Source organism: Gordonia hydrophobica NBRC 16057, from assembly GCF_001592365.1.
Classification (GTDB): Bacteria; Actinomycetota; Actinomycetes; order Mycobacteriales; family Mycobacteriaceae; genus Gordonia; species Gordonia hydrophobica.
Map to the genome: position 1 here is coordinate 1 of NZ_BCWU01000021.1, position 18,231 is coordinate 18,231.

Annotated in this window: 10 protein-coding genes and 1 pseudogene; 8 read left to right on the forward strand and 3 right to left on the reverse strand. The window is 62.3% G+C overall.

Annotated elements, in window-relative coordinates; translation table 11 throughout:
- The first annotated feature begins 181 nt into the window (after window positions 1-181).
- The 3 genes and pseudogenes from GH2_RS20925 (at window position 182) to GH2_RS20935 (ending at window position 3,977) form a co-directional block, all read left to right on the forward strand.
- Window positions 182-1,616: pseudogene (locus GH2_RS20925) on the forward strand (acyl-CoA carboxylase subunit beta).
- 359 nt (window positions 1,617-1,975) lie between these two features.
- A complete protein-coding gene (locus GH2_RS20930) occupies window positions 1,976-3,748 on the forward strand; it encodes a DUF2118 domain-containing protein (protein ID WP_066172597.1) in 1,773 nt (590 codons plus the stop codon).
- A gap of 37 nt (window positions 3,749-3,785) precedes the next feature.
- Complete coding sequence (locus tag GH2_RS20935; protein ID WP_157086189.1) at window positions 3,786-3,977, forward strand: hypothetical protein; 192 nt, start codon at window positions 3,786-3,788, stop codon at window positions 3,975-3,977.
- Window positions 3,978-4,021: 44 nt separating this feature from the next.
- On the opposite strand, the gene GH2_RS20940 is transcribed toward GH2_RS20935, so the two are convergent.
- A complete protein-coding gene (locus tag GH2_RS20940; protein ID WP_066172603.1) occupies window positions 4,022-4,537 on the reverse strand; it encodes a putative immunity protein in 516 nt (171 codons plus the stop codon).
- Between the two features lie 83 nt (window positions 4,538-4,620).
- On the opposite strand from GH2_RS20940, the gene GH2_RS21490 reads away from it, so the two are divergent.
- From GH2_RS21490 to GH2_RS20950, 3 genes are read left to right on the forward strand one after another with little or no spacing between them, the layout of a single operon-like run.
- Window positions 4,621-5,139, forward strand: coding sequence for a PNPOx family protein (locus tag GH2_RS21490; RefSeq protein WP_169802491.1), 519 nt, complete (start codon window positions 4,621-4,623; stop codon window positions 5,137-5,139).
- 47 nt (window positions 5,140-5,186) lie between these two features.
- On the forward strand, window positions 5,187-7,163 hold the full coding sequence (locus GH2_RS20945; protein WP_066172607.1) for an ATP-binding protein: 1,977 nt from the start codon (window positions 5,187-5,189) through the stop codon (window positions 7,161-7,163).
- Window positions 7,164-7,165: 2 nt separating this feature from the next.
- Window positions 7,166-8,587, forward strand: a complete 1,422-nt coding sequence (locus tag GH2_RS20950; protein WP_066172610.1) for a hypothetical protein — start codon at window positions 7,166-7,168, stop codon at window positions 8,585-8,587.
- Between the two features lie 4 nt (window positions 8,588-8,591).
- On the opposite strand, the gene GH2_RS20955 is transcribed toward GH2_RS20950, so the two are convergent.
- The gene (locus tag GH2_RS20955; protein WP_066172614.1) at window positions 8,592-9,476 is read right to left on the reverse strand and encodes a DNA adenine methylase; all 885 of its coding nucleotides are present in this window, start codon (window positions 9,474-9,476) and stop codon (window positions 8,592-8,594) included.
- A gap of 89 nt (window positions 9,477-9,565) precedes the next feature.
- The gene (locus GH2_RS20960; protein WP_084247683.1) at window positions 9,566-12,319 is read right to left on the reverse strand and encodes an ATP-dependent helicase; all 2,754 of its coding nucleotides are present in this window, start codon (window positions 12,317-12,319) and stop codon (window positions 9,566-9,568) included.
- A 97-nt stretch (window positions 12,320-12,416) separates the two neighbouring features.
- Here GH2_RS20960 and GH2_RS20965 point away from each other — a divergent pair, with 97 nt between their 5' ends.
- Both GH2_RS20965 and GH2_RS20970 read left to right on the forward strand, forming a co-directional pair.
- Entirely contained in the window at window positions 12,417-14,282 is a 1,866-nt protein-coding gene (locus tag GH2_RS20965) for a site-specific DNA-methyltransferase (RefSeq protein ID WP_066172623.1), read from the forward strand.
- Window positions 14,282-17,032: a restriction endonuclease gene (locus GH2_RS20970; RefSeq protein ID WP_066172621.1), complete on the forward strand. Its 2,751-nt coding sequence runs from the start codon at window positions 14,282-14,284 to the stop codon at window positions 17,030-17,032. Before GH2_RS20965 ends, GH2_RS20970 begins: the two co-directional genes overlap by 1 nt.
- Window positions 17,033-18,231: the final 1,199 nt, after the last annotated feature.

Genomic DNA, 18,231 nt, shown 5'->3' on the forward strand with positions numbered 1-18,231 from the left:
ATCTGGTCGTCTTCGAACATCGTGCGTACAACCAGGACGACGTTCTTGTGTGCACGCTCAAACGCACCGGACTCATGCATGAGACGGCGGCACTCGGATGACAAGCAACCACGAGACAGCGGTGCGCGACGCAATTGAGACGGCGCTCACCGGCAACGACGCAACCCGCTGGCCGGAGAAGATGCCGGTACGCGAGCGGATCGCCCTACTTCTCGACCCAGGTTCCTGGGTCGAGGACGGCCTGCTGGCCAACGCAGTGAATGCGGACATGCCGGCCGACGGTGTGCTGACCGGTATTGGGACGGTCAACGGACGGGCCGTTGCCGTCATCGCTCACGACTTCGCGGTCAAGGCAGGGCCGTGGGGCGAACTCACGGTCGAGAAGCAGATCCGCATCCTCGAGCGTGCCGACCGCGACCTTCTCCCGGTGTTCTACCTGGTGGACTCTGCGGGCGGGCGCCTGACCGACCAGTTCGGATTCTTTCACGGTGCGCGGGGTGCCTCGCGCATCTTCCAACTCCAGGTCGCGCTCTCGGGCCGTGTTCCGCAGATCTGCTGCGTGCACGGTCCCTCGGCGGCTGGCGGTGCGTACATGCCCGCCTTCACGGACTGGGTCGGGATGGTGAACGGCAATGCGTCAATGTACCTGGCTTCCCCTCGTGTCGCAGAGAAGGTGACCGGTGAGAAGACCACGCTGGAGGAGATGGGCGGGGCGATGATGCATGCAACGGTCTCCAGCTGTGGTGACGAGGTGTTCGACTCGGACTGGGAAGCGATCGCAGCGGCAAGACACCTGCTGTCGTACCTCCCGGACAACTGGAACAGTCGACCCGTGCGTACCGTGTCGACAACTCCAGCTCGTCGCGATTGGCCCACGGACCTCATCCCACAGGACACCAACGGCGGCTACGACGTTCGGGACGTCATCGAACGGCTGGTGGATGCGGCGAGCTTCTTCGAGATCAAGGCTCGATGGGCGACCGAAATGGTCGTCGGACTGGCGCGCATCGATGGCGAGGTCGTCGGGGTGGTCGCCAACCAACCCTCGGTGCGCAGCGGGGCGATCTTCGTCGACTCCGCAGACAAGGCGGCCCGATTCATCAGCATGTGCGACGCCTACAACATTCCATTCCTCCTTTGCAGGACGTGCCGGGATTCATGTTGGGGGTCGCGATCGAGCGTCAGGGCATCATCCGACACGGCGCCAAGCTGGTGACGGCGATGGCCAGTGCGAGGTACCCAAAATCACCGTCGTGCTGCGCAAGGCGTATGCGGCCGGGTACTACGCAATGTGTGCCCCAGGCTTCGAGCCGCAGGCGATGCTCGCCCTTCCAGACGCGGCGATCGCGCCGATGTCGCCGGAGGCTTCGACAAACGCGATCTACGCGAAGAAGATCGAGGCGATCGACGACGCCGACGAACGGCAGCGATTCGTGGGATCGAAGATCGAGGAACAGGCAGCCGACGCCGATCTCGTCAACGTAGCCAGCCGCTTGGTGGTTGATGCCATCATCGAGCCCACAGATTTGCGTGAGGCGCTCATCAAGCGTTTCCGGGCGGCATCGGGATGGACTCGAGCACGCGGTCGCCGCCATCATGTCGTCAGTCCGGTGTGAGTGCAGCTGCGATGCCGACTCCACTCCTTCGATCCACGCAGTGTGCTACTCATGCCGACCGGGAAACCGAAGACGGCGGCCGAGGTCGCGCAGATCAGGCCGGACGTCGCGAGGCTCGATCTGGAGGACGCGGTTGCGGGCTCGGCGAAGAACGTAACTCTACCTGGTCGCCGACGACCCAGAACAGGTCGTTCGCAGGGTCTGCGAGTACGCAGCAGCGGGGTACATCGCGCTTCATCTTCTGGCCGGAATACGGCGACACTGCCCTCGACGCGATGATCACGTTGTTCACCAATTGAGGTGCTTTCAGTTCTTCGAGGAGAGCCCGGCGCCATGAACACAGAACCGGAGACACAGTCATGACCACAGACCTCCAACCCCGCTGCGGCGACTTCACCAGCCTCCTGGTGGCGAACAGCGGTGAAATCGCGGTTCGCGTACTGCGGGCCGCTAGCGACGAGGGCCTGCGCGCCATCGCGGTGTATTCCGATGCCGATGCGCACGCCTTTCATGTGAGTGGTGCCGACGAGGCGTACTCTCTTGCGGGTACATCGCCCGCCGACACATATCTCAACATCGATCGACTCATCGACGTGGCGCTCGCGAGCGACGCCCAGGCCGTCCACCCTGGGTACGGGTTTCTCTCGGAGAGTGCCGAATTCGCGCGTGCGGTGATCGACGCAGGCCTGGTGTGGATCGGTCCGCCGCCCTCGGCCATCGAGACGTTGGGAGACAGGGTAAAGGCTCGCGCCGTCGCACGCGAGGTTGGCGCGCCGCTGACCCCCGGCACCGCGGAACCGGTGGCGCCGGTGGCCGAGATCGGGAACTTCGTGGCGGAACACGGCATGCCGATCGCCATCAAAGCAGCCTTCGGGGGTGGTGGACGCGGGCTCCGAGTGGTACACGACCGCGCCGCGATCGGTTCGGAATGGGAATCGGCGACTCGGGAGGCCGCCGCCGCGTTCGGTCGCGGTGAGTGCTTCGTCGAAAGGTACATCGAGCGGCCGCGGCACGTCGAGGCCCAACTCCTGGTGGATCGTTTCGGCAAAGCTGTGGTCGTGGGCACCCGCGATTGCTCATTGCAGCGGCGCCATCAAAAACTCGTAGAGGAGGCGCCAGTGCCGTTCCTCAGTTTCGCACAGACCGCCGAGATCATCGATGCATCCGGGCGGATCGGTGAGGCCGCCGGATACGTCGGTGCGGGCACCGTCGAGTTCCTCGTCGGTGAAGACGGTTCGATCTCATTCCTAGAAGTGAACACTCGGCTGCAGGTGGAGCATCCGGTCACCGAGGAGACGACCTGGGTGGACCTGGTCAGTGAGCAGTTCTCGATCGTCCGCGGAGAGAACCTGCGTCTCGATGGCACACCCGAGCCGCGTGGCCACAGCATCGAGTTCCGAATTAACAGTGAGGATCCAGGAGCCGGGTTCCGTCCGGTCCCGGGACCCATCACCGCGTGGGAATTCCCCCGCGGGCCCGGCCTGCGACTCGATGCCGGAGTCGAATCCGGAGGTGAGGCCGCCGAGTGGTACGACTCCATGCTCGGAAAACTGATAGTCACCGGCAAGGACCGACCCACGGCCCTCGCACGAGCACGCCGCGCTCTGGCCGAACTCGCCGTCGAAGGGGTGCCGACCGTGCTCCCGTTGGACGTGGCAATCCTCGCGCACGGTGACTTGACAGCGGCCTCGGGGGAATTCAAGGTTCACACGAGTTGGATCGGGCTAAACCTCGACAGCCTGCTCGACAGTGACCGAGACTCGTCCGTATCGACAGCGGACCGCAATGTGGTCGAGGTGCGCGTCGGCCGTGATGTGCATCGCATCACCATGCCAGGACTCGAGGATATGGTTGAGAGGGCTGAGGTGATCCGTGCCTCGGCGCGGGAATCGGCCGCGGTCGAGGCGACCGGCGATTCCGTGATGACACCGATGCAGGGCACCATCGTCAAGGTTCGGGTGTCTGAGGGCGACCGTGTCGAGAAGGGCGATCTGATCGCTGCGGTGGAGGCGGTGAAGATGGAGAATGCCGTTGTTGCCCACCAGTCGGGTATTGTCGCCGGACTTGGTGTCTCAGTCGGCGATGTGTGCGCCCAAGGTGAGTTGATCTGTCGGATCGAGAAAGCGGACTGACGGCGGGATCGGACGCCGGGTGGCCGACGGATCCGCGGTGTCGATCGTGCTGCTGCCACTCGCGCCGCCCGTTGCTGGCGATCGGCTGACCGGCGACGGTGCTGCGCTTCTCCTTAGCTGCGTAACGATCAACGCGGTCCTGGGTTTGGGGTCGGCGCTGATCATCCTGCGGCCCAGTCGCTTTCGAGTAGCGCTGATGTGTATCAGCGTTCTTCGTGTGATCGTGTGAGTTGCGGGGCCTGAGTGTCGCTGGGCCCGCTGAGATTCAGCCGTTCAGTCGTCGAACATGTTCCAGCAGATGTTGTTTCGGCGTCGCTGGTCGTCGAGGACGAAGTCGCGGAGGTCGTCGGGCAGTTGGGCGCGTTGCCAGTCTCGTTCGGTCAGTCGAGCTTCGTCGCGCGAATCATTTTGTGCCGCAGAGTAAACGGCTTCGATTGTGTAAGCGGCGGCGCCGAGGTCGTGTTCGGGGACTTGGGCGACGCAGGCCGCTTGGCCTGCAGCGTAGGCCGCGAAACGTGCGGCGCCTCGTAGCGGCCGGACAGCACCCATGACGTGGCCGCCGAGCGCGCGAGTCTCCATCATGGCGGCGTCGCCGCGCGCCCAGATGCGAGTGGCGTCGATTGCGGTGCGTGGTAGGGGATCTTGGGGTTCGGACTGCTCGAACAGAGGCAGGACATGCTCGGCGCAGTCGGCGGCCCACAGTGCGAGTGCCTGATGATCGGCGTCAGTGAGGGTGCCGCCGCGTCGAACGGTGATCAGTCGCGGGTCGCGAACGTCGGGGAGGATCAACTTGTGCCAGGCTAGTCGGACTGATGCGTTGGCTGGAAGCGGTTGTGCTGTCGTGGGAGTGTGGATGGTGCGACGATGCTCAGGTGAAGCTCGATGCAGACACTGCCCTCGACCGACTGCGGACGCATCACCATGGCGTACTTGCGACGACGAACGGGGAAGGTGCCGTCGATCTGGTGCCAGTGGTCTACGCGCTCGAAGCGGGCCGGTACCGCGGAATACCGATCGATCGGGTGAAGTCGAAGAGCGGAGGAGTGCTGCAGCGGGAGCGAAACCTAGAGAAGGACGCGCGCGCCACGTTGCTCGTTGAACAGTGGAGTGATTCTGACTGGTCGCAGTTGTGGTGGGTGCGCGGCCGATTGCGGTGGTTGCGCGATCCCGATGCCGCGCTGACTGCGTCGCTGGGCGGCGTGAGATTGGGTGCTGTGCTTGAACTTGTTGACGTTGTTGCGGTGACACGCCGTCGCTGGAACGCAGGAACGTCAAGAAAGTTCATGCCGTGGTCGCTTGATCTCTGGACAGGCGAGCTGAGGAAAGAAATGAGTCTCGTTGAGTTGAGTGGGGCACTTCAATTATGCCTCGCGTCCCCGTGGTGTGCATGAACTGTCCCGCAGCGAATCTGTCGGACCCCACGCCTAAGGTTGGAACCATGAGCATCAGTTCCACCATCTTGGAGTCCTCGCGCGCCGCGACTCCACTGGCGACCGTTATCAACTCCGGCTGCAAGGCTGTCGGCGGAATCTTCCGCCTCGACTATTCCCGAGCAGTGGTCCTGACCGACGACTGGCGTAAGACTGAGGCGGGCGGTGTGCCGCACGGCGCCTTCCTGCTCGCCGCTGCTGGCACGAATACTGCAGAGGGCTTCGCACTCGACGACGAGGAGTTGATTCTCCTCCGCGTCAGTGGCACAGCTCCCCTCCCCAACGAGTCCGATCTCGTACAGACTCGGCTCGCAGTAGTACGCGACGCAGGTGACTCGGGGAAGGGTTTCGACGAAGTCACCGACGAGCTAACCCGCAATGAACTTCAGCAGTCCGCCTTCGACTGCGAAGTCGTGGGCACCTTCTACACTGAACCGAACTCCAGAACGATCCTGTTCGGCTCCGACATCGACAACGTAGTCTCGTCTGCTCGATACCAAGTGTTTCTGCCTTCCGAGGAAGTCTTGTCGTGGGTCGCGTCATACCCGGAACCCCAAGGCGACGACGTGCTCACCTTAGGCGCTGTCCGGTTCGCGTCAACTCGCCGTCGCGCTCACGCTTCCGGTGTCGATTCAGCCGACGTAAACGTCCACATCGACGACTTCATCGCGCGGAAGACCGCTGTTTTCGGCATGACCCGTACCGGCAAGTCCAACACGATCAAGACTCTCGTGACCGCAATCGCTACTCACTCGGCGCGCACGGGAACCAAGGTGGGTCAACTCGTTTTCGACCCACAGGGCGAGTATGCCAATGTGAATGAACAGGACAAGACTGGCCTTCGGCTGCTGGGCGATGACGACGCCGCGGTCCGGATCTATAAGGTCGACCCGAACCCCAGCGACACCCAGGAGAAGACTCTCCGTCTGAACTTCTACGACCGCGACGTCCTAGACGCCGTGTGGGGTTTAGTCAGCGATGCGACTGCTCCCGTCAACACGAACTACGCAAAGAGCTTCCGCTCAGCAGATCTCACGGAGCCGGATGCCAACGACCACAGCGCCCACAACCGTTGGGGATGGGCGCTGGTGGCCTTCTACGGTCTTCTCGCGAAGTGTGGCTTCACCGCGCCGACGCTTCCGCAGTCCCTTCGCATCGCGTTCCCTGCCGCAATGGCGACGGATTTCCTCAAAGCGAATCCGGACGCGATCGCCCCGGCAGGCGCTGGGAAGTATGCTCTGACCTCGCCTCAGGCGGCACTGTCGCTTACGACCTGGGTGGCTGCCCGACCCGACGAATTTCCGAAGTGGCATGACGAGAACAGTCGATTCCCCGACATCGCCGACGTCTACGACTACACCGGCGTGACCTCCGCCATCCGCACGATTCGACCGTTCCACGGAACCGCCTCCACAGGTGATGTGGCAGAGCAGCTCTGGCAGGACATGATCGAAGGGCGTCTTGCGATAGTCGACCTGTCCAACGGCAACGATCTCGTCGCGAAGGTCATGTCGGAGAGAATCGTCACGCACCTGCTGAACCGCGCTGGTGAGGTCTTCCGCTCCAACCAGGACCCCGTGCGATTTCAGATCGTCGTGGAGGAAGCGCACAACCTGTTCGAGCGCGGCGGCAAGGAGGTTGCCGACAACCCCTGGGTCCGCCTCTCCAAGGAGGCCGCCAAGTACAAGATGGGGCTCATCTACGCAACGCAGGAAGTTACCTCCGTCGACCAGCGAATCCTCTCGAACACCTCGAACTGGCTCGTGGCGCACCTGAACTCGGACAAGGAGACGAACGAGCTCTCGCACTACTACGACTTTGGCACTTGGGCCGAGAGCCTTCGTCGTATTGAGGATCAAGGCTTCGTCCGCATGAAGACCCACTCCAGTAAGTACATCGTGCCAGTGCAGATCGCGAAGTTCGACCACGCGATGATCAACGCCGCCCGCGGTGCTGCCGGCCTCAAGGCTGTCGAGGTCGACTAGGTATGCCCTACCCGTCTGAGCGAGCGTCACGGCTGGGCCACGTTCCCGTCGTCAACAGTCAAGCGGTCCACGATGCCTTCTCCCGCTGGGAAGTAGCCCAAGCAACTCCGGCCGACGAGAACCGGGTGACGTCGCTGTGCCGTCCCGTCGAGGAGCTCGACAACGCCGGGATCTCCGATGCCGTTCGATTCGCCATCACGGTGGACGGCTCGGACACCGAAGTCGAAGCTACGCGTGAGCACCCCACCATCAAGGTCGGCTACGTCCGGGTGGCTGCTTCCTTCATCGACTTCGACAAGCTGCACCGGGCGGGGGCGGGCGACTTCGTCGACCCGCATCTGCTGCGCGAGTCACATCAACACGCGGCGTTCGACCGCGCGCTGCCGGGCTCCGGCCTCGTCATTCCGGGGTCTACCGGGGTAGACACCTGGCGACAGGAACTCGACCGGTTTCTGCACGAGACGAAGTTCGACCAGGCTTCGGAGCAGACTCTTGCCGACATGCTCCTTGCGCTCCACGGATCACCGAGTGCTCCGGCGACCACGGCCCCGCTTCGCCGATGCCCCGTGTGCAAGGCCGGCGACGCGCAGCTCTCTGGTGGAAAGATCGACGTCCCGAAGGGGGGCACCAAGTGCCCCGAGTGCGGCCAAGAGGTTTTCCTTGGCGACGTGCTCCGCACCGAAGAGGAATACATGCCCGAGGGGTCGAACCAAAGTTCCCTGACGCGCATGATGCTTGTGGCCGAGCGGCTGACCTCGCTGGGTTACATGCAACTGCTGTTCGAGGACCCCCACAGCTACGACGTCCTGGGGAAGACACTCTTCATCACCGACGGCCCGCTTGGACTGCATGGCACTGTTGCCCCCCTCAAACGCCGCTTCCAGGACTACCTCGCGGAGTTTGCCAAGCAGTGCGCAGCGAACGATCGCCCCGCTGCCCCCCTCGTCGTGGGGGTCGAGAAGTCCGGCACCTTCGTCGAGCACGCCCAACTCATCTCTCATCTGATCAAGCCCGGTCACGTCATGCTTCTGAAGACCGAGTACATCAACCGGATCACGGGACGCCCGGCAAACAACCCCTATGGGTCGGACGAGTTCTACGGCCGTCGCTTCATCTACCGCACCAAGACGGGCGGCATCCTCGTCTTCACCGTGCCGCCGAAGCCGGGCGTCACGCCCTATGGGGACCCCGACGGCGAACTTTGGTCGAGCTACCCGACGCTCCGCCCTGTATGCGAGGTGCTCGACCATGTCCAGACACGGCTCTACGAGAACGCTGTCATCCCGGTGGCGCTTGCCCACTCGGCGGCATCCCTTCCCTTGGGCCTCGGCCAGTCGGTGCTTCGAGCACTGGTGCAACAGTCACTGGGGCTGCCGACTCGCAGCCAGATTCGTCAGACAGGACCCTTCGCAGGGTCGCATTGAGGGGTCAGCGCAGTGCGTCCGCGACTGTGTTTGAGAGGACGATCAACTCGCTGGCCGATGGGCGCTTGAGTTCGTCCTTCGCACCCCGCAGGTGGGCGGAGTAGAGCAACCGGAACTCAGAGATGTCCCGCGCCCTGTAGAGGCTCCTGATAAGCTCGGCCACGTCGTAAGTCAGCACCCAGTTGGTGTTCGCGTACCCGTTCAAGACCCGCGCTAACTTGATATGGTCCTGCTCCTGGAAGGCGCTCATGTATAGCGAGCTGCCCTTCTCGACGTAGGGCGGATCGACGTAGGCAAATACGTTGTCCTTGGGTAGGTATTCGCTCAGCCGTGCTGCGCCGTCTTGTTTTGTGACGCGAATTTTGCCGCTCAGCTCGGCCAGTTTCTCGATCCGGTCGCGAAGCACGTCCTTGTCGAAGCGAGCGTCGATCTTGTAGGACCCGGCCTGCGCGAACCCACCGATCACTCCGGCCCCGAGGACTCCGGAGCGGCTCGTGCGGTTGAGGTAGAAGGTGGCGAAGCCCAGGGTGAGCGGGTCGACGTCGGCATCGTGCCGGCGACGATAGATCTCGCGTTGATTCCTCCACTCCTCGATCGTCAACGGGGTGCGCTTCAGAAGACGAAGAAACTCATCCGAGTCCTTCACCATCGCCTTCCAGCAGGCGTGAATCGCGGGGTCGAGATCGTTGATCACGACCATCCCGACGACGCCCTTGAGGAGGAGTTCAATGCCGGCCCCCGCGCCTCCGGCGTACGGTTCGATGTAGGTCGGCTTGTCCAGGCCGAGCGCCTTGATGGTCGACTCGAAGAAGCGGGCGAGCGTCGCCTTGCCGCCTGGGTAGCGCAACGGACTGGCGTGGGAGCCACGCCGGGCGATGACTTCAACCACGGTGGCTCCATTCGGTCACTGCTTGACGGTGTTCGTTCAAGTCTAGGGAACCCGTCCGACACAGTCGTCGGCCACCCAGATCGGCGCGGTCACTTGGTCACGGCCGCGCCGCATACAGTCCTAACGTCGCAGAACGAGCACTTCGACTTCTCTGGTTTCGGTGTGAAGTCGCGGTCCTTGAGACCTTGGGCCGCTATCGCGACCTGCGCCTCGGCAGAGGCGATGTCGGCGGCGGAAATACTGACCTCGTGCCGGACTGTGGCGCTGAGGTCTTGGATGAAGGCAGCACCAACGGTGAGACCCTCGCGGCGGCCGGCGTCGGTGTAGATCTGCAACTGCAACGGTTTGAGTTCTTCGCCGAGCGCCGTTTTGTAGTCGACGATCGAGAGGTTGTCAGCCACGCCGTCGTGCTCGTCGAAGACGACATCCGCGCGCCCGCTGATGACGACGCCATCGAGGTACAGCTCGAAGGGGCGTTCTGTGGCCCACGTCCGTTGCAGCTCGGCCGTGTTGTCGGTGACGTAGGTCTGGATGAGTTTCCTGGCCTTCTCCCGCATCTCCTTGTGGGCTGGCTTGTTGGCGAAGGGGAGGAAGAACTCCGAGTCCATCAGTGCGTCGACCGCGGCCGAGTCGGGCACGGTTCCCGTCGCCTTGACATGCTCGGAAATGGTGCGCAGGACGTGGTGGACGGCGTTGCCGTAGCCGATCTCGGATTGCACTGGCGGCATGAAGCCGAGTTCGTTGCGGAGTAGGTAGCTCCGTGGGCACTCCATGTAGGCATCGAGCTCGCTGTAGGAGACGGTGATGCTGGTCGGTGCCTCACCGCGCGGCTCCGCATTGGTAGGCAGGCTGCCGCTGGTGGCAATCGCCTGGGCTTCGAGGATGTAGGGTGACGGCCGCCGCGACTGGGTGTTGACCCGCTGGTGCGAGGAGAGACCTACCCAGTCGCGGGCCCGGGTGAGGGCGACGTAGAAGAGACGGCGTTCCTCCGCGTCTGATCCTTCGTAGCGCGCGGCGTCGAACAGGGTGCGTGGGATCAGCCAGTTCTTGAGCGACCCGGACTTGTCGGATGGGAAGCGCCCCTCCTTCAAGGAAGGCAGGAAGACGACGGGCCATTCGAGTCCCTTGGCGCCGTGGATGGTCCCGAGGGCGACTCCGTCGCCGAGTATGTTGTTCTCGCCGTCGAAGTCGTCGTAACTGCCGGTCGCGTAGTTCGTCAGGATGAGTGCGAAGTTCTTGTAGAACCACTCGCCTCCGACGGCACCGCCGACCTGTTCCCCCGGATTGTCCGCGTCTCGCCGAGAGCGTCGTGTGACCGATTCGTAGTCAGCCATGACCGCTGTGAAGCGTGCGATGGTGCCGAGTCGGTTGCGTTGCATTTCGTCTGTGAGATTCCAGTTGCGGATGCCGAGGAGGTCGGTCAGCTTGTAGAACTCCCCTACGAGACTTGGCGTCCAGTTCTCATCGTCACGCTTGGACTTCCACGTTTGCAGGTGTGTGCTCAGGGCCTGCCGCTCGGCGTCGTCGAGACCGAAGACGGACACGTAGCGGTCGAGGAGTCCGCTCAGATTGACGGCTGCTCGCGTCTTCCACTTGCTTACGCTCCAGTTGACATTCGAGATCCACGCGAACGTGGCCCCAAAGACTTCCGCCTCGGGTTGCTCGAACAGGCCAGTGCGCCCGCCTGGCTGGACGGGGATGTTCGAGAGCGCGAGAGCATCCAGGATTCGCGTGTACGCCGTCTTGCCACGCACGAGGATGGCGATGTCTCGGTAGCGGACGCCGTCTTTGTGGAGCGCCTCGATGTCGAGCGCGATCGAGTCGGCCTCGTCCTGCTCCATCAGGTGACCGATGGCGATGGAGACCGACGGCCCGGCGGATGGGCGGACTGCAGTCATCTCCTTGTCGATACGGCCAGGGATCGACTTCGCGAACCCATTGGCGAGCGCCACGATGTCCGGTCGCGACCGACGGTTCGCCAGTAACTCGAACTTCGACACGTTGGGGTAGCGAGTCGCGAAGGCGACGATGTTCGCGACATGCGAGCCGCGCCACTGGTAGATGGCCTGATCGTCGTCACCGACCACGACCACGTCGGCAGAACCTTGAGGCTTCGCGAGCAGCTCGATCAGGCGCTCCTGGGCTGGGTTCACGTCTTGATACTCGTCGACGATCAGGTGCTTGAGATCGGCCGTCACTGCCGCATGCACAGCAGGGTTTTCGAGCGCGCGAACCGCCTCGACGATCTGGGTGCCAAACGACATGAAGCGGTAGTTATCGAGCATCGCGTAGTACTTGACCAGCGTGTCCTTGAAGGCGCCGTCCGGGATGACGTCGAGGGTCATGTACTCGTTCTCAACGACATCGACGGACTGCTGGAACTGCTCGATGCCGGAGAACACTCGGTTGCGTTGGTCGAACTGACGGAGGCCCAGCCGGTTGGTCTCGCGGTACAGGAGGTTGGTCAGTTGGTTGGGGTCGAGCGGGGTGTGGGTCTCGAACCGCGGCACGTAGGTCTGAAGGAGGCGGAAGCAGTATCCGTGGATCGTCCCGACGTATAAGTGCCCCAGCTTGTCGGTGGCGGACGGGCCGAGGAGAGCAACCGTTCGCTCCCTGATGCGCTCCTTCAACTCCTCGGCGGCCTTCTCGGTGAACGTGAAGGCCACGATCGACTCCGGCTGCTCGCCGTCCTTAAGGAGAGATGCCACACGCTGGGAAACGATCTCGGTTTTGCCCGAGCCGGCAGCTGCGACGATCTGCAAGTGGCCACCCCTATGAGCGACCGCTGCCGCCGCCTCCCCTGCGAGGATCGGGATCGTGCCTGAGGCGCCTGCTGCTGTCATGGCTCTAAGGTTATTGGAGGGGGCCGACGGGTTCGTCCGCAATCAACGAGTCGCCACCGATACCCTTGCCATGCACGATGAACGAGAGTGGGGACGCATGACCAACGAGCCTGACGAGGTTCACCTGGAGACGCCAGACCTGGCGGCTGAGAACCGCGCGGTGATCGAAGCGCTCCTGCCCGGGGTCGTCCAGGACGGTGCAATCGACCCAGCTCGTCTGGCCGATCTGCTCGACCTCCCGTTGCTCGCTGTCCCCGAGGGGCGCGAGCGGTACGGTCTTCAGTGGGCTGGCAAGGGTGAGGCAATTCGCACCCTCCTTTCTCCTGGGAAGGGGACGCTCGTGCCGGACATGAAGGCGTCGCTCGACTTCAACGGGGCAAAGAACGTCTTCATCGAGGGCGACAACTTGGAGGTGCTGAAGCTCCTCCAGAAGGCGTACAACGACCGCATCAAGGTCATCTACATCGATCCGCCGTACAACACTGGCAAGGGCGACTTCGTCTACCAGGATGACTTCCAGGACCCACTCAAGGCGTACTTGCGCTTCAGTGGGCAACTGGACGATGAAGGAAACCTATTAGCCGCTTCGCAAGACACTGGCGGACGCCGTCACAGCCGATGGGCCTCGATGATGTACCCGCGTCTGGTACTCGCCCGCAACCTGCTCACTCAAGACGGTGTGATCTTCCTGTCCATCGATGACAACGAGGTTGCGCAACTTCGACTAATTCTCGACGAGGTCTTCGGCCCAGAGAACTTCATCGAGAACTACATCTGGGAGAGTAACTTCCGACCCGACAACAGCTCGTCAATGGAGCGGGAGAACTCGCAACACATCTTGTGCTACGCCCGCAACAAGCCCGGCATTCAGCGCCTCGTGGGGTCCCAGCAGGGCTCCGAGGGCCTTCCCTCCCTGACGAAGAACTCGATGAACGTTTCGACGCTTCTCTTGAACCCGGATTGGGTCGACTTCCTGCTTCCTGACGGTGAGTACGGGCCAGGTGACATGGGTTCGGGTTATGTCCTCGAAGACAAGGTCCGGATCAAGGATGGTCGTGCAGCGGATTCCTTCCGGCTCTCCGGACGCATGATCTGGGGCCAGACCTACCTCGAAAAGCAAGCAGGTGCCGGAACTCGCATCGTTATCAAGTCACCCAGTTTCGTGCCTTACTCCAAGAAGGCTCAGACTGCCCAATTGCCGCCCACGTCCCTCCTTCCCAGATCCGATGTCGGGGACGTCCTTGCTGGCAACGCTGAGCTCAAGGCTCTTTTCGGCGTGATTCCGTTCAACCACCCGAAACCGACGTCGCTGATCTCCTACCTCGTCCGCGCGGTAACGAACGACGACAAGGACGCAATCGTCCTGGATTTCTTCGCAGGTTCAGGCAGTACGGCGCACGCAGTCGCCCTGCTCAATGCCGCCGACAACGGTGCCAGAATGGTCATCAGCGTGAACCTGCCGGAGCCGACGCCGGAGGGCGGAAAGGCGAGGGACTTGGGCTATGACGCAGTCTCGGAGGTCACGCTTGCACGCATCGGGAAGGTGATCGACTCCGTGCCCGGGGCCAGTGATCTCGGCCTCCGGGTGTATCGCCTCAGCGAAAGCGCCTTTCTCGACTCTGCGCCTGACGAGGGGGAACTCATGCTGAACTCCTCGACGCTTCGCGCTAGCGTTTACGACAAGTACGCCGTCGCAGCCGAGGTGCTCCTGAAGGAGGGAGTCCCTCTCGACTCCGACTGGGTGGAGCACGAGGTCGGCACGGTCTCGGTGCAGGTGTCAGGCAGGGTGGCTGTCGTCGCCGGCGAGGGTCTCGACGTTGCCACGGCCGAGCGGGTCTTCGATCTGGACCCGAAGCCACACGTCGTGGTCTTCCTTGAGGATGACCTCGCTGGGCAGGACGCGCTCAAAGCCAACCTCGTTGCGAACGCCAAGTCGCGCGGCATCACGGTGAAGACAGTCTGATGCCAGTCGAGATCAAGTTCGACGGCGGTCAGCAGTACCAGTTGGATGCGATTGAGGCGGTTCTCGAAGTCTTCAACGGCAACGAGGAGCAAGGCCGTTCCGAGGTAGCAGATCTGGTCCTCGATGACGGGACACTCGACGCGCTGGATCGAGTGGTCATCGGGAACCAGCTAGTGCTGTCGTCCGAGCAGGTGCGCAGGAATCTCCGAGCGGTCCAAGACAGGTCGATGCCCACTGAGGACGGCGGTGAGGTCCCCGCGATCCCCGAGGCGTTGCGCCAGAACTGGATCGACGGCGAGGTCGTGCCGGACCTGAGCGTCGAGATGGAGACCGGCACCGGCAAGACCTATGTCTACATTCGAACCTGCCTGGAGATGCACAAGAGGTACGGCTTCTCGAAGTTCGTCATTGTGGTGCCTGGCAAGGCCATCCGAGAGGGTGTGAAGTCAAGCCTCGGGATGCTCAAGCCCCACTTCAAGGAGCTCTACCCGGATTCTCAATACGAGTTCATGGTGTGGGACTCAGTCAAGCGGCAGATGGCCAGTGACTTCGTCCGTGACGCCAGCCTGAAAATCATGGTCATCAACCTTGAGGCGTTCCGCACGGAGGGCAACATCTTCCGTCGCAAGGACCCCGAGTTTAATGGTGGATACGCACCACACGAACTAATCGGCGCCGCGCGCCCAGTGGTCATCATGGACGAGCCGCAGAACATGGAATCCGCTGGCAGCAGAGAAGCCATCGAGCAACTTAACCCCTTGGCCCGGCTGCGGTACTCGGCGACACACAAGGACCCGAGGCACCTCATCTACCGCCTGACGCCCGTGGACGCCTACGACCTGCGACTGGTCAAGCGCATCGGTGTTCTCTCAGTCGCCAAGGACGAAGACCTCAACGGTGCCTATGTCGAGGTGTCGAAGATAAATGCGACACCCGGCGGCGTCACGGCGACCGCAAAGATCTTCAAGACCAACGCGGGCAAGACGAAACTCACCCGGATCACCTTGCGCAAAGACACGGACCTGTTCGACGAGAGCGGGCTGCGCGGCGCCTACCAGGGTTGGTTGGTTGAGGACATCCACGCCGGGCAGGACGGCGAACGCGGGTACGTCGAGTTCGGCAACGGTACCAATGTCCACGAAGGTGTCGGAACCACTTCCGAGGAGGAGCAGCATCAACGGCTGATGCTCCGCCAGGCCATTGAGAGCCACTTCGAGAAGGAGCTCCAGCTCAAGTTCCAGTTGCGGCGCGGCCTCATCGCTTCGGCCTTGAAGCCGCTCACTCTGTTTTTCATTGACTCGGTTGCGAACTACCATCCTGCCGACGGCAGGCTCCGCCAGTGGTTCGAGCAGGAGTACGAGATCGTGCGATCCGACGCTCGCTTCCGTTCACTCGACATGCCCGACATCGACGTCGTGCACGACGGCTACTTCGCAGCCTCCAACAAGGGTGTACCCAAGGATGTGACGACCCGGGGCCTGGAGAGCGAGGCGGTGGAGTCAGCCCTCAAGCGCATAATGCAGAACAAGGAAAGGTTACTCAGCTTCGAGGATCCGCTCCGGTTCATCTTCAGCTACGCGGCGCTCGCCGAGGGCTGGGACAACCCCAACGTCTTCACCGTTTGCAACCTCCAGCACGGCCGCTCAGAGATGCGCAAGCGCCAGCAGATCGGGCGCGGATTGCGTCTGCCGGTCATGGTCGACGGCGAACGTTGCCGCAATGACGACATCAACGTCGTGACTGTCATCGCCCACGAGGACTTCTCGAAATTCGCTGGCGACTTACAGAAGGAGATCGAGGACGAGACTGGCATCAGGTTCACCGGCCGGGTCGTGGACCTCAAGAAGGACAAGATCAAGCTTCAGCTCAAGGAAAAGGTGCTGCTCGACCCTCAATTCATCGAGCTGTGGGACAAGATCTCAAAGAAGACAACCTATGAGTTGGCGTTCTCGACCGACGACGTCGTCGCCGACGCGGTACGGCGCATCAACGCGATGCCCGCGATCGAGCCGATCAAGTTCCGCCTGACCAAGCACGTCGCCGACATTAACACCGAGGGCATCACTTCGGGCGATACCCAGGACCGAGGAACGGTTGCGGTCAGCGGGGTCCGGAAGCTCCCCGACGTCGTCGGCGAACTCACACGCCGGGTGCCGCTCACCCGAGCGACCATCGTCCGCATCCTGTCTGGGATTGACACTCTCGACCAGGTGAAGCTCAATCCGTCGGTCTTCATGGACCAGGTCGAACGTGCCATGAAGGATGCGCTCTACGCGCAAGAGGCCGAGGGCATCGTCTACAAGCCGACCGGGGAATCGTGGCGGGTCGAGCTGCTCAAGGAGTGGCACCAGGCTGACACGATTGCACCGTCCTCGATGGTTGTGGACGTCACGAAGAGCATTACGGACAAGATCGTGTGCGACTCGGGCGTCGAGAAGACCTTTGCGCAGTTCCTTGAGGACCGGGACGACGTGCCGCTCTTTATCAAGCTCCCGCACTGGTTCAAGATCGACACTCCCTTGCACGGCTACAACCCCGACTGGGCGTTCGTGCGCCAGCACCCCGAAGGCAAGTACCTCTACCTCGTCCGCGAGACAAAGGGCACAGACAAGCTCGAAGAACTCCAGTGGGAGTCAGAAGGCTGGAAGATCAAGTTCGGGACCGCCCACTTCGAGAGGCTCAGGGTCGATTACTCCTGGGGCAAGGACGCAAAGGTCCTGGTCGAAGGTTCACCCGACTTTCTACCGTAGGGAGAGGACGAGACTACCATGTTCATCGGTTTGCCAGAGCTTGCAATCGCTGCGGATCACGCTCCGGTGAGGAGCTCGCTGCCGTTCCACGGTCCAACTTCACGTTCAGTCCAGACATTCGTTCACGGCAGGCTAAACTTCGAAGGCCCGCCGCCGCGGCACCTACTGTGGTGTCCTTCCCCGCGCCTAACTGTTCAAACAATGCCGCGCGCTGAAACTCTGGACCGGTGAGTTGGGGACGGTGAAACTCTTGATTGGGAATTGGCAGAAAGTCTGGACTCTTTCATTGCCGTCAGCGGCGGGTGAAATCCCTGACGTGTGTTCAGATTCCCACATGATTCGCGATGCCGAACCCGGCGTTTGGCTACCGCACCGCTCAACATGCTGAGTGAGGAGTCTCTGGAAACCGTTGTCCCGACAGTCTTGGAGACTTTTGCGGTAGGTAGGTGTCGCGGCGTCATTGTTGTCGACCGCAGCAGGGACTAGTTAAGGCGTTGTAGACCATTGGGTTCGGCCACGCGGGGGTCAGGTTCGCCCCAATCGCGAGGGTCCTCAACGGGCTTGAGGGCTGGCGCGACGGGCTAAATCGACTCTGTATGGGCCGCCGGCTGGGTGGTGATCGCTTTGGAGAAGTGCGTAGTTCGGCGCGTCGGTCCAGATTCTGCAACCCGAGTGGCAGGCGTGACTTTCGAGTCCAGCAGTCCAGACTCTCGCGTGGATGGTTCACGCTTTTGGCGCCTGCTGCGGCAGTTCGTGCCGCAGGCGGTGAAACTCTGGACTGGCGACCTGGGGAATCGCTGATTGTCTGGACTGGGATCTGGTGGAAAGTCTGGACTCGCTTGAAATAACTCCCCTGACCTGCGAATTCGGATTGGTCACTGGTGGATCGGCGGCTCGCCAAGTTTGATCGACGGCGGTTGGACTGTGAGTCGGTCGACGAAGGCGTGGACTTGGCTGACTGTGGTATTCAAGATCTCGTCCCGCGATTCGAAGGCGTTTGAAGCCTGAGGGATCGGCCTTGTGGTTCGCTTGTCTGCTGCGCTGGCCATGCATGTATTGCCTCGATCGGCCGATGTGCCTACCTCGCAGTCGTCAACGACAGTCGTGGCTGCTGGTCTAAGAGGCCTCGCGGTGTCGTGCATCGTCTGCGAAACGCTGGCACCCCGAATCTGCGGCAGACGGCACTTCGGCTACGGCGG

What these genes read in the sequence shown, in the direction of transcription:
- GH2_RS20930 (WP_066172597.1), top strand. Translation starts at nt 1,976, where the DNA reads ATGACCACAGACCTCCAACCCCGCTGCGGCGACTTCACCAGCCTCCTG.
- GH2_RS20945 (WP_066172607.1), top strand. Translation starts at nt 5,187, where the DNA reads ATGAGCATCAGTTCCACCATCTTGGAGTCCTCGCGCGCCGCGACTCCA.
- GH2_RS20950 (WP_066172610.1), top strand. Translation starts at nt 7,166, where the DNA reads ATGCCCTACCCGTCTGAGCGAGCGTCACGGCTGGGCCACGTTCCCGTC.
- GH2_RS20970 (WP_066172621.1), top strand. Translation starts at nt 14,282, where the DNA reads ATGCCAGTCGAGATCAAGTTCGACGGCGGTCAGCAGTACCAGTTGGAT.
- GH2_RS20960 (WP_084247683.1), bottom strand. Translation starts at nt 12,319, where the DNA reads ATGACAGCAGCAGGCGCCTCAGGCACGATCCCGATCCTCGCAGGGGAG.
- GH2_RS20965 (WP_066172623.1), top strand. Translation starts at nt 12,417, where the DNA reads ATGACCAACGAGCCTGACGAGGTTCACCTGGAGACGCCAGACCTGGCG.